Raw genomic sequence first — 12,893 nt, forward strand, 5'->3', positions numbered from 1 at the left:
AGATAATTTTCAACTAGGCATATTTATACTTTATAAATACGTTTGATGATGGAAAAAAACCAAGAATCGGGCAATAATTTACGTAGCATAAGCAAAATCGGCGCAGGTTGACCAACGGGATAGCGCATTTTATAACTACGATCAATGGCTGCTTTAAATATTGCCTGAGCAACTAATTCTGGCGGCTCTCCTTTTCTTCCCGCTTCTTGGGATACCCTTTGTGCAGTATCTACTAATGGTTGATACATGGGCAAATCATCACGCACGATCGCTCGATTATTTTCATAAAATTCAGTTTTAATCACACCTGGTTCAACAATTTTAATTTTGATATTGAATGGTTCTAATTCATAGTGCAAAGCTTCACTAAACCCTTCTACCGCCCATTTTGAACTGTGATAAATGCTATACAAGGGGAAAGTAATTCTTCCTCCCATACTGGCAATTTGAATAATAGTGCCACCGCTTTGTTGACGCAGATGGGGAATAATCGCTTGTGTGATTCGCATCAACCCAAAGACGTTGGTATTGAATTGTTTGGCGATTATTTCATCAGTCATGGCTTCAAATACACCATCTACACCATAACCAGCATTATTTACTAAAACATCAATTTGACCAAAATCTTGGATGGCAGAAGCGATCGCAGTTTGAATACTGTTATTATCTGTAACATCTAAAAAATATACTTTGATGTTAGGAAATTCACGGAAATTCTGGTCTTGGCTGGGGTTTCGCATCGTGGCTGCAACGTTCCAGCCTTGTTGCGCGAAGTATATGGCGGTGAATTTCCCAATTCCACTGGATGTTCCGGTGATGAAAACTGTTTTGGACATGGATATTAAGGGGTTGAGTGGGATGTAGAGAGGCACAACTTCGCCTCTCTACATACATGATTTTTTAAACTCGGAGGGTTTACGCATACTGCAAGCAGAATCCACAGGGTAGGTACGCGGAGGGTTTGTGGCAATCCTCCAAAATTCACCAACAGATATTTCTCAGAAACCCTGTAAAATATGGATTTTGAATTTTGGATTGGTATTAGAGACTTCCAAATTAAAAAACATTCAAAAATCTCATACAACAATCCTCTCTCTTCTTCATCTCTCTGTGCCCTCTGCGCCTCTGTGGTTCGTCTTCTTGGATAATTTATTTCTTGGAAATCCCTTAGACGCTGTTTTGTTTGATGATATCGCGGTATAAGTTAGCGGCTGGGGTTAGTTGGCGTTTTAGTTCTGGGTCTGTATCTAGGTCAATGTGATATAGTCCAAAATCGCTATCTGGGCCAAATTTCAGACCCCATTCGCGGTTGGAGGTGATGCACCAGGAGACATAACCGATGACGTTTATCCCGTCTTGACGGGCGCGTTGCACTTGTTGGAGATGCTGGCGAATGTAGTCTTCACGCTTGACGACTTTATCGGCTACTTCTACACAGCCATTCTCGATAATCATAATCTCTTTATCGGGGAATAACTGGGCGTGGAATTTGAGCATATCGTAGAGAACACCAGACCAAACTGGCGCATTACCAAAACGTCCAAAAGCAGCATCCATTAATTGTTGAATGCGGTTGAGGCGGAGATTGCTAATCCCCCAGTAATAGTCAAAACCAACAAAATCTTGTTGACCTACACATTCTTGAGGACAGAGGAATGTGGGTAATTTCCCAGCCATACCTAAGTGCCACCAGTTACTTGTCAGTGATGTGGAAAGTACGCTGAAAATCTTGAAAATTGGGTCAAAAATGCGGGTGAGCGATCGCAGTACGGGTAAGCGTTGTTGGGTGGAAACGGCGACAAATTTCACTTTGCTGGGATCGCCAAAGATTTGCTTGGCGATTAAACGCGCTAAATCAATCTCTAAGCCGCTAAATTCTCCGGTTTTGGGGTCGCGGTAGCTAAAACCAGGCACGTTTTCTTTGACTGCGACAACTAAATAACCACGGTCTTGAATACGTCGCAGTGGTGTACCGGGTTGAGGCTGTCCGATAGTTGGACTAGAAGATCCGCCTGTGGTGATGTCAGCTAGGGTTGAACGTCTACCGATTTTCGGTACAGGTGGGACGGGTTGATTGGGGAAGTAATGACTATAGCTAGCTTGCCAAGCACCAGATTCTTTAAACTGTCGCACTACTGTATCTACAATATTCAATAGTGCGCGATCGCCTTTAACTACAGCTGCACCATAGTTCTCTACTGTCAGCCCTTCACCATTTTTACCCACCAGTCGATATTGCCCTGGTTGTTGTGTCATCAGACCCAAGAGAATTGTGTCATCTGCAAGAATGGCACTAACTTGCTCATAATCCAAGGCTTGCAAGGCATCAGCGTAATCTTCTACTACTTTGACTTCAACTGTGGGTAACAGGTATTCTATGGTAGATTCCGCCGTCGAACTTTTGACAACTGCTACTGTTTTCTGAGCCAGATTTTTTGGTTGCTGAATGGGACTGCTAGCTTTGACTAAGAGAAATTGCCCCGCCTGATAATAAGTTTCCGAAAACGCTACTTGCTGTTGTCGCTCGGCGGTAATAGTCAAATTAGCAATGACAACATCAACTTTTCCCTTTTCCAACAAACTGCGCTCAGTAAAACGTTTACCCTGAGAAATCATATCTTCGGGACGACGCAGATTAGTGACATTGCGATCCACCAATTTCTGCAACCATAGAGGCAAACCCAATAACATGGGGTTTGCTCCCACTTGAGCATCTGGGTTGTACTGTTTGAGGATATTTCTGGCGCGTGTATGGGAGACAAACAAATTCCGCATGAGTTTCTGTACAGAGGTCATTTGATCGGCAATAGTCGCACCGCGCTCTAAACCTGGGGGCATAAAATAGGCTCTTTCCCACCAAGGTTTGATGTAACCGTAAATTAATTGACTAGGTTCGTTAAAGCTAATCCAATAACGTGCCAAATGACCCAAACGCTTGGCGACTTCTGTGGCGTAGTTAGCAAAAATAGCTGGAAATTCTGGCGCAGTTAATCCCCCCCGTGCTTCTACATGGATGGGATGGGTGAAGTGATGCAGAGTTACAATTGGTTCTAAACCATGCGATCTGATAGTTTCAATTACTTGGCGATAATGTTCAAAAGCTTCTTCACTGAACTTACCGGGTTCAGGTTCTACCCGTGACCAAGCGATCGAAAACCGGAAAGACTTGCAACCAAGGGACTGAGCTAAGGCGATATCTTCAGCGTAGCGATGCCAAAAGTCAGTAGCTCGACCCCTGACCGTAATCCCGCGACGACGTTCCCATACATCTCGAATATCTTCAAACTGGGAATCGTAAGCTTCACACTGATGGTCAGCAGTTGCAACACCGAATAAGAATGATGAGGGTAAAGGCGTAAGGCGATCACTCATGTTAATTTCTCCTGAAAAGTTGTGAAAGAAGGCAGAAGGCAAGACAATACTGGGGAGTGTGGGGAGAGGGGGGAGTGTGGGGAGTGTGGGGAGTGTGGGGAGTGTGGGGAGTGTGGGGAGTGTGGGGGTAAGACTTCTTCCCCGTCCTCCCACACCTCCCACACCTCCCACACCCTGCCCTGACCAGGTTTCAGCTTTTCTTAGTGCCATTCCCCTACACCCTTAAACCTTTATACTCCACTCAGCAGAGGTTTAATTTGGAATTTACGGTTGGTAAGTTTCCCAAATATTGCCCCAGAAAAAACTACCAAACTCTGCCAATAATGTAGTTTTCTCTGTCAGTGACTTGGCGTTAGTGATTCGCCACCCGGAAACGCACTTGGTTACGTCACCCACATCTAGAGTTAAAATTCCTGCACCGATAACCAGACTGTTTTTATCTATACCTTGAAGTAGGTAAGTATAGATAGTTCTCATGTCTTGCCACAAATCAAATCCCGGATCGTTATGCAGTTCTTTCTTGCCTACTAAGTAGTAATCTTGATTACCATGTTCAAAAGCAAGTTCATAAGTAATGTATTTATATCCGGGATTCTGGTCATGAGCAAACAGGTTAAACACGCCACTTTTGAGGGGAATGTGTTCGCCAAAATCTGTAAAACTAATATTACCAGCAATACTAGCAGTGTAAGTGGTATCACTCAAAAAACGTTTTAAGTCACAAATGTTAATTGTCAGTTGCAATGAGAGTCGGGAATTGTGCGCTTTGCCTTTTGCTGCACCCTGGATTGGGTCAGTCTCATTTAAAACAAATCCACCCGCCATCCTTTCGCGGAAAGTCATTCCTGGCAAATTGTTGTGCATTCGGGTCACGTCTGGCTGGAAGGGCAATCCTGCGGGTGACATGGTTTGCAAATATTGTTTAGCATCGGCGTAACCCATATCAACCAAAGTTGCACCATCAATGTTTCCCAAGTAGTAATCAGGATCAAGAGGTAAAGGATAAGCGGGTTTGATGAGGTGGAGTTTGATCGGTTGGGTATGTCCGTAGACTGTCTCCCCTTGCAAAATTCTCTGGTTGATTTCATTGATGCGATCGCACTCTTCAAAAAATGCCCCGTTCGCACTCAGTTCCATCATGTGGACATATTGATTAAAAATTCCCGTTTGATATTCGCTACTATTGCCAATGCACCACAATACCCAAAGTTCATCTGCACCCCGGCGCACCGCTTCCATGAGATTAACATCTTTAATCCACACGGAATCCATGTAGAGATAATCACCTTTCTGTACAGGTGGCATAAAGATGGGGAGAGAAATCCCCGCAACCAATAAATCTAAATCTAGGCGATCGTGGGGAATGACTTCATTCGTTTTGTGGGTAAAGTTGCAAACATTAAATGTACCTTGCATTCCCTCCGAGGCATTGATTTTGCTGATATCAATTCCCAAGTGGGGGAAAACGCGATCAATAATGCCGTCTGCATCTCCCATAGACAACAAATCCCAGGCTTTGAGGTATTTTTCTAGAGGGATAAAAGAGACAAAATCTTTAACATTCAAAGTCCGCCAGCGATCGCACATCTCAATCGGCGATAGTCCAGATAGCAGCATTGCTAAATTCATCGTACCGCCGGAAGTACCATCCGCATGATTAAAACACAGTCCTGATTCGAGTAAGGCGCGGATAGCTCCAGCTTGGTAAGCTACACGCATTCCACCACCAGCTAAAATCAAGGAACGTTTATTCCCTGAGTATGTTGATTCAGGAGTGCCGTAAGGTTTATGCGGTTGGTTGCTCATAAGTGTATCCTGGTGTGAAAGTACGCAAGCGAAACAAGTACCAGAAAATCAATACTCCTGATAACAGGTCAAAACCAGTAAGTAGCAGTGCGAATGGGGAAAAAATTAGCTTGATAACAGCCAAACAAACGGCTATTGAAGCACCAAATTTTTGTAATCCTGCCCAAATTAATACAATAGGTTGGGGTTGTGGGCTGATTAATGCTTGTAACAGTGCGCCGCTAAATAGCAGCATAAACATACCGATGATGGCAAAAAAATGCTGGCTAGTCGGGGTTACTTCTGCTGAGACAATGTAGAGTACCAAACTAGGCAAAACCATTTGCAACAATCCACTCACAATGGTGAAAATGGCAATGCCAATTAATGATAAGTGGAGTATTTTACCGTTATTGATCATATTTTTGATTGATTTTGAATTGGTACTACATACGAATGGCACTAAGTTAATCGCAAAGCCCTGATATAACTTGCTTTTTGAGTGTGGGGAGTGGGGGAAGTGTGGGGAGTGTGGGGGGTAAGACTTCTTCCCCATCCTCCCACGCCTCCCACACCTCCCACACCATGCCCTGACGAGGTTTCAGCTTTTCTTAGTGCCATTCGGTACTACATACATCTCGGCTTGATCATCCTTGGGCAATGCCTTTGGCGCTGGTAGCCATTCTTGACCCAAACCTAAATTAACTACACTTTCTAAACCTTCTGGTTGTTGTGTAGGGGGTGTGTCATAGCCAAGAAACCAACTCTCCAAATGGTCATCTAGCATCCCTGTGATTTCCGGGAAAAAGCCTGTAAATATAGGTTCGGGGCTAATTTCTAGGTGTTTTAGTGATTGGATACGCGGATGATCGCCTATGGTAAGTTTGGCTGAACTCGGTTTGAACAGCGAAAATCCCAATTTCCCTTGAAAGTAAATCACGGATTTCATCAACATCCCGCGAAATGCACAGTAGTTTGCTGCACCCATTTTCAGGGGAAACCAAGCTTTGGCGGGTTTGGCAACTTCAATTTTCATCACTAGTTGCCCATCTAAATCATATTGACTGCTGACGGTGCGATCGCCAATCACAAAGTCCAAGTTAGCTTGATGTTTGGGCATTCCCCAAATTCCTTTACCCCCTTTGACAGAAATTTCGGTACTAACAGGTAAATCAAGTACATACTGCCCAGTGCCGTACTGTTGCATCAATAAAGCAGGTAGTAATGGCGGGGCTGGTTTCGCGCCATGAGTGCAGGCGATCGCAATACTAAATTCGATGTATTTACCAATGTCAGTAATCTGATAATTAATCACCGTGATCACTAACAACCCCTGATTATTCCATAGCCGCAGAGGATGTACTTCCTTTGCTAGGATCAATTCTTTAGCGCGATCAGCGTTAATCGTAAATACCGCCATCAATGCTGGTGTATGTTCAGAATTAACGGGTAACTGAAAAGGTATGCCATCAACTAGGGAATAAAGTCCTGTTTGTTGTTTTAAACGTTGAGGTATCATATTTTTTCACACATAATTAAATTTATTGGTGGAGAGAAGGTAACACAGGTCTAGAGAATTCAATCTGCACTTTTCACAGAGTCTTTTCTAATTCTGTAAGTATTAAAGGGAATACATCTTGGGCTGCATTCTTACCCATAAATATGTCTAAATGACTGTAGTTATCCAGAACGTGTAAAGCATGGTAATTAGGACGCAAAGAGTCAAAATATTTAAAAGTTTCTATCTGACTTTGTGGCAGAAAGCAACGATTAAGTTGCCCAGCAAAAAATGCAATCCGGGCATCGGTTTTTGGTAGTTGGGCAATAAAATCTTTTGGTAAATCGGGGAAGTTATCAACAGAAATTAGATGTCCATGATTGATGCACTGAGACATTTGTGCGAAAAAACTGAGCGGCACATAGGCGAATTCCTGCTTCAGCCATTCGTGGGTGGCTTCGTTGAGGTTGGCGTGTTCCCACAATGCCGGGAAGCCAGTCCCATAAGTAAAGCTAACTTGTTTACAGACTGAATTATTACATTCGTGATGCGTAAGACCCACGAACAGAGAGATGATTTTTGCAGCTAAACTTGGTGAATCTATTTGCCATTGTGGGTTTAAATGATCGGTGAGAAAATTGACTGCTGGTACTGCAAAATTGATTTTGAAAGATGACCATGAAGGTACAATTGGATGCAGTGAAACGGCATTGCTGATAATAGTTTTGACTTGTGGGACTAAGCCAGCCACCACAGACATCATGAAACTAGTAGATCCCTGACAATGGATGATAGCTTTGATTTCTTCATAACCCGTCTCTTCGACAATTGTTTTCACCGCTTGTGGATGGTCATTCACTGCGGCTCGGTCAAGTGTCCAATGATTAGGATTTAGGTCAATACTGGCACGCCAGTTTTCTAACCATACGTCATAACCATGAGCAACTAAGTAATCAACTATATTAGTATCCACAGGAGCGCGAAAGATATTTGCTCTGACTCCTGCACCATGCGCTAGTAATACAGGCGATTTAGTAGGAGGCTTTTCACCTCTAACGTTAATTAAGTTGCATTCAAAGCCATCTTTGCTAGTAAAAGGTACTATTCTTTCTTGTAAAGATTGAGTATATGTTGTGGTGTTCATTTTGATAGATTTGTTAATAGATTAGGGCATTGGGAATTACCTCCTTCCCTCTGCCTCATAGCTCCAAATACGGTTCGGATAAGCATTTTTCACTTTCCTTGTGGTCTGGGTAAAGGGTAAGGGGTAAAGGGGAAAGGATGTATTCAAAACCTTTTCCCTTTCCCCTGTACCCTTTCCCCTTTAACCGAACCGTATTGTCATACCTTCTGTCTCCTAAAGTTAAATGTAGACTTCCGCTAAAGTGCCGGCAAAGAAACGACTGAATCTATCTATTGCTTGTAGGCGTTCCCCAATAGTATCTGCATTGGTAACTTTCATAGTGGTCATTTGTTTGATGAAGTCCATCGGCTGAATTTTGAGAATGCCTTGACCAACAATGGGATCATTCTCACTGTCGCCCTTATAAACGGTGATGAATAGTGTGGTGGTGTCAGACCAAACATCGAATCCTGGGTCATCATGAATTTGCTTGAAGCCTTTCAAGTAATAACGTTGTCCTGATTGCGTCATCATGTGTAAGCGATAACGCATTTGTCTGGTGTTTTGTTGGCCTTGTTGAACAACAAACAAATTAAAATCGCTATTGGTGACGGTTAGGGCTTCTGGTGATAGAACGGGGGCTTTAACTACACCAACTATTTTCCCTAGGTGTTCGGGGTCGTTGAGTAGTTTGTCTAAGTCATCGGCAATTACTGTAACGGTGAACTCTAGAGGCGAGTTGTCTTGTTTGCCTTGCCAGAATGCAGGCTGATAGTTGTCGTCTTTGACTGCGGTAGAAAAGTAGCCGCGCATGGTCTCGGTGAATTGAATGCCGACTGTGGTAGAACGGGTAGTGTCACCGTTGACTATGGACGGGGTAGTCAAATCATAATTAATCGTCCAACCCCGGTCTTTAGCAATGAGGGTACAGCAGCGTTCTGCTAGAGCAGAGATTGTCAGTAGTGGATTTACACCTAATGTCCGAGGAACTATTGAACCATCGGCTACATATAAGTTTTCGTAGACGTTTGTTCCTTGGTTGCTAGCAAATACTTGTCCCTTATGGTTGACAACACCGTGTTCAGCATCTTCCGCTAAGATACAGCCTCCTAGTGGATGGACTGTAACTAAGTCATGACCAAAGGCATCAGACCAAATGGGATTAGGAATTTGTGTACCGCCTAGGGGTTCGGTGGCTTCTGTGAGACGATTATTGACTCGTTGAAAAATGGGTTGGCTTCCTACATCTTGCCATTTAATGCGGAGACGGTCATTTTCTAAGTACATTTGTCCGGCTGCATCATCATGGGTCATGACTAAGTAGGTTTGGGTGTTGCGGACTGCACCAGTGTAAGCACCACGAGTCAAACTCTCAACTTCGCGGATTTTTTCTTCGATGCGATCGCCGAAACCAGAGTCGGTGTCTTTACCTAAAATTTTGGCAGCCGCCGCAAGGGTTTGGGGTAATATAGCAGCTAGACCTCCAGGAATTGAGCCTTCTTCAATAACTAGTCCGTTATCTAATTGGGGCTGTTCTCGCATATCTATGATACCGGTAATACATGGCCCTACTGGTTCTTGGGTATTCTCCGGGCGATCGCCAAAACCAATACCGTTAATTACTTGCTCGGTGTTATAGCCAAAAGCTAGGACATCACCATTCCCTGTAAAATTATGTCCCAATTTCTCAGATACAGCTAAACCAGCAGCTTGAGAACGCAGCAAAATTTCTGTAGATCCCAATGTCCCAGCCGCCAGAATTACAATATCAGCACTGACGAACATTGTGGGAGCATTAAAGTTTTCTTGCCCCGTGTTTAATAATTGGTAATGGACTAGCCAGCGATTCCCCTGACGTTCAACTCGTCGCACGGAAACTTGTGTATAGATTTCTGCACCGTGGTTTTTTGCATCTGGGAGGTAATTCATCAACACGGTGTTTTTGGCTTTATTATTACAGCCAGAAACACAATCACCGCAGAGATTACATTTGTTTTGTTCTACACCGACATGATTCACCCCATCTTTAAATGTCACATTGATGGGGGGACGATAGAACTTTTCATTCAAATATTTAGACGATTTTTCTAAAGCTTGTAATTTTGGCAGAGGAGGAAAATTTTCGGGGTAGGGAGTAGGTTTGAGCATTTCCTCTGCACGACAATAACCTGCGGCTAATAAAGTCCCAACATCATCACGCAATTCCTTTGGCCAGCGTGAATCTGCAAATACACGCGGTTCAGCTTGTAATGACACATTGGCGTTAACTAAAGATGTTCCACCTAGTCCACAACCAATAAATACATTAATGTCTTTATTCACATGGAAGTCATACAAAGCTGTGTGCGAACCTAGATGATGTTGTGGCAAATCTATCTGCATTTGTGCCAATGCTTTGCTTTGAGTCTTGGGATATTCACCAGGTTGGAATTCTTTCCCTCGCTCTAAAATACACACTTGCTGTCCGGCTCGTGCTAAACGCGATGCGGCAATACTACCACCATAACCAGAACCAATAACTACAACTGTATAGTAATTTTTTAAGTTTTCAATCGGGCTGGATAAACGAGTCATTATATTCATCCTTAAAAATTATGGACATGAAAATATATACTCATCTAGATTACAAATGGAGGCAAAAGCTAATCTAATGAGAATTTCTGATGATGCAGTCGGATTTTTAACTACTAGTATTGCAATTCAAAAGCAATCAAAGCTTTTCCAGAAAATTCAATAAAAATGGTATCGATAATAATTTGTTGTCGTGTACAAATTGCACTCAAACCTAATTCCTAAACCCTTCACTAAAAGGTAAGGGTAGTAAGAATTAACCCCTCTATCTCTGTGGAGGAGAGGTTTAGGGAGGGATTATACGAATAAGTTATGTGTGGCTTTAATCAAAACTAAAGCCTGATTAATTTGGATTAGACAACCAATTTAGTTATACGATTCAGTTATCGGAGCTAACTCGGTGTTATATGCAGGTTAACAAGAAAGTTAACATTCTTTTACTTAAATTAACCAAGCTAATGATTAAATTAACTCTGAAATTTATACATACTTATAGTATGTACAATTTCAGTCACAGCGTAGCATTGCAGACAATTTTTGGCAATGTTCAATTCGATTTTGTTCACGGGTTACTTTAATAGGACTTATGCAAAACTACACACGGTAGGGGCAATTCATAAATTGCCCCTATCTGAGAATCAGGGTCAAGAGGACTTTTCAAACATCCTCTTATAGCAGTTCTCAGCCTTTGTGAGGTACAAGAACCCCAACCCCCTCACCGCGTAAGCGGTACAGGGTGGATTAATTGTGCGGAGAGAAAATTTGTAATCCCCGTAACCTCGTCAGCCTGCTAACAGGGGAACTGGATTTATGAACGCAAGAATGAGGGTTTTAATTTTTCTCTCTAGACAATTAATCCACCCTGCCTCACCGCGTAAGCGGTAAGGGGGCTATCTATATCAGGCTATCAACGACAACATTAATTTGGTTGATAAATATTTCTACCTCAGAACTTAGGCCAGGGTGCTAGTCGGACAAAACGCATAGTTTTTGAAGAGGCTATGCCAGCACCCACGCTTGCCCCTAAATTGGGGGTTTTCCTTAGCTATAATTTGGCAGACTTCACCAGTTTGGTAGACATTTGATACTTTCGTTCGCTCCATTATTCACTGCACTACATCTTTAACGATTCTACCAGTCGACAAATGCTGTGATGAAGTTACAGAGGTGTTCCAGAAGGCTCTTGCACTATATTGTTAACAGTTTTTGGTTCTACAAAAGCTTCTCGACCTGTAATCAATCTAGAGCGACGATTACGAGTGATATAATTCCACGCCCACTGAAATACTACTAGTAATTTAGTGTCAAACTCGATTAAGAAGTAGATGTGAACTAATAGCCAAAATGCCCAAGCAATGAAACCTGTGAGTTTGATTAAGCTTAAATCTACAACAGCTAAATTTTGCCCAATCATCGCCAAACTACCCACATCGTTGTAATGAAATTGTGGCAAAGTCTTACCTTTAAGCCGTCGTTGAATTAGTTTACCTACGTACTCTCCTTGTTGTTTAGCTACAGGTGCAACACCAGGTAAAGGTTTAGCATCTTGATGGGAGAAGTTGGCTAAATCTCCAATTACGAAAATGTTGTCATAACCCTCGATAGACAAGTCAGGTTCTACAATTACACGCCCAGAGTAATCGCGCTCTACACCTGTAGTTTCTGCTAAGACTTTCCCCATTGGGGAACCTTGAACACCTGCTGCCCACAATATAGTTTTTGAGGCAATTTCTGTAAATTCATTGTCTTGCTTGAAAGTAACAATATCACCTTCAATATTTGTCACTCTGGTGTGAGTGTGCAGTTCTACACCCAACTTTTGCAAAGATACTGCTGCTGATGCCGATAACTCTGGCACCATGTGTGGGAGGATGCGAGGGCCCCCTTGTAATAGTAAAATTTTCGTTTCTGAAGTGTCGATGCTGCGGAAATCTTCTTTAAGAGTTTTGTATGCCAATTCTGCGATCGCACCTGCTAACTCTACACCAGTCGGGCCACCACCCACAATCACAAAACTCAACCAAGCGCGACGTTTTTCGGGATCAGTTTCTTTTTCTGCTGCTTCAAATGCGCCAAATATCCGGCGACGCATTTCTATCGCATCTTCCACAGTTTTCAAGCCAGGAGCAACTTCTTCCCAATGATCCTTACCAAAATAGGAATGGTTAGCACCTGTGGCAACAATTAATGTGTCATAAGGTACTACTTCATCACCCAAAATAACTTGTTGCGCTTTTGGATCAATATCATGTACTTCTCCCAACAACACCTTTGTATTCTTGCTTTTGCTGAATACAGATCGCAATGGTGCGGAAATATCAGAAGGTGATAGCGTACCTGTGGCAACTTGATATAAAAGCGGCTGAAATAGGTGAAAGTTTCGTTTATCAATGAGAGTAACATTTACATTCGCTGCATTCAGACCCTTTGCTGCATACAGTCCACCAAAGCCACCACCAACAATGACAACCCGATGTGGTGCATTCTTTTCAAGTGAGACTTCCATACGAGATATTTCCTTGTGTTAAGAACTTGTAACTATTC

Annotated in this window: 9 protein-coding genes; all 9 read right to left on the minus strand. The window is 42.8% G+C overall.

Going from position 1 to position 12,893, the window contains the following annotated elements:
* Positions 1 to 23: 23 nt before the first annotated feature.
* On the minus strand, positions 24 to 872 hold the full coding sequence (locus tag FD724_RS16520; protein WP_256874289.1) for an SDR family oxidoreductase: 849 nt from the start codon (positions 870 to 872) through the stop codon (positions 24 to 26).
* Between the two features lie 295 nt (positions 873 to 1,167).
* On the minus strand, positions 1,168 to 3,582 hold the full coding sequence (locus FD724_RS16525) for a family 1 glycosylhydrolase (RefSeq protein ID WP_256874290.1): 2,415 nt from the start codon (positions 3,580 to 3,582) through the stop codon (positions 1,168 to 1,170).
* A gap of 54 nt (positions 3,583 to 3,636) precedes the next feature.
* Positions 3,637 to 5,178 (minus strand): patatin-like phospholipase family protein, encoded by a 1,542-nt coding sequence (locus FD724_RS16530; protein ID WP_179073380.1) that lies wholly within the window; start codon positions 5,176 to 5,178, stop codon positions 3,637 to 3,639.
* Complete coding sequence (locus tag FD724_RS16535) at positions 5,159 to 5,578, minus strand: patatin (protein WP_179073381.1); 420 nt, start codon at positions 5,576 to 5,578, stop codon at positions 5,159 to 5,161. The genes FD724_RS16530 and FD724_RS16535 overlap by 20 nt, the downstream gene beginning before the upstream one ends.
* A gap of 41 nt (positions 5,579 to 5,619) precedes the next feature.
* Complete coding sequence (locus FD724_RS16540) at positions 5,620 to 5,778, minus strand: hypothetical protein (RefSeq protein ID WP_159402514.1); 159 nt, start codon at positions 5,776 to 5,778, stop codon at positions 5,620 to 5,622.
* Positions 5,759 to 6,676: an acetoacetate decarboxylase family protein gene (locus FD724_RS16545; protein ID WP_179073382.1), complete on the minus strand. Its 918-nt coding sequence runs from the start codon at positions 6,674 to 6,676 to the stop codon at positions 5,759 to 5,761. The genes FD724_RS16540 and FD724_RS16545 overlap by 20 nt, the downstream gene beginning before the upstream one ends.
* Positions 6,677 to 6,749: 73 nt before the next feature.
* Positions 6,750 to 7,799: an esterase gene (locus FD724_RS16550; protein ID WP_179073383.1), complete on the minus strand. Its 1,050-nt coding sequence runs from the start codon at positions 7,797 to 7,799 to the stop codon at positions 6,750 to 6,752.
* 219 nt (positions 7,800 to 8,018) lie between these two features.
* Complete coding sequence (locus FD724_RS16555; RefSeq protein WP_179073384.1) at positions 8,019 to 10,352, minus strand: GMC family oxidoreductase N-terminal domain-containing protein; 2,334 nt, start codon at positions 10,350 to 10,352, stop codon at positions 8,019 to 8,021.
* Between the two features lie 1,156 nt (positions 10,353 to 11,508).
* Positions 11,509 to 12,855 (minus strand): NAD(P)/FAD-dependent oxidoreductase, encoded by a 1,347-nt coding sequence (locus FD724_RS16560; protein WP_114081401.1) that lies wholly within the window; start codon positions 12,853 to 12,855, stop codon positions 11,509 to 11,511.
* Between the last annotated feature and the right edge of the window lie 38 nt (positions 12,856 to 12,893).

The sequence above is a fragment of the Nostoc sp. C057 genome, from assembly GCF_013393925.1.
Classification (GTDB): Bacteria; Cyanobacteriota; Cyanobacteriia; order Cyanobacteriales; family Nostocaceae; genus Nostoc; species Nostoc muscorum_A.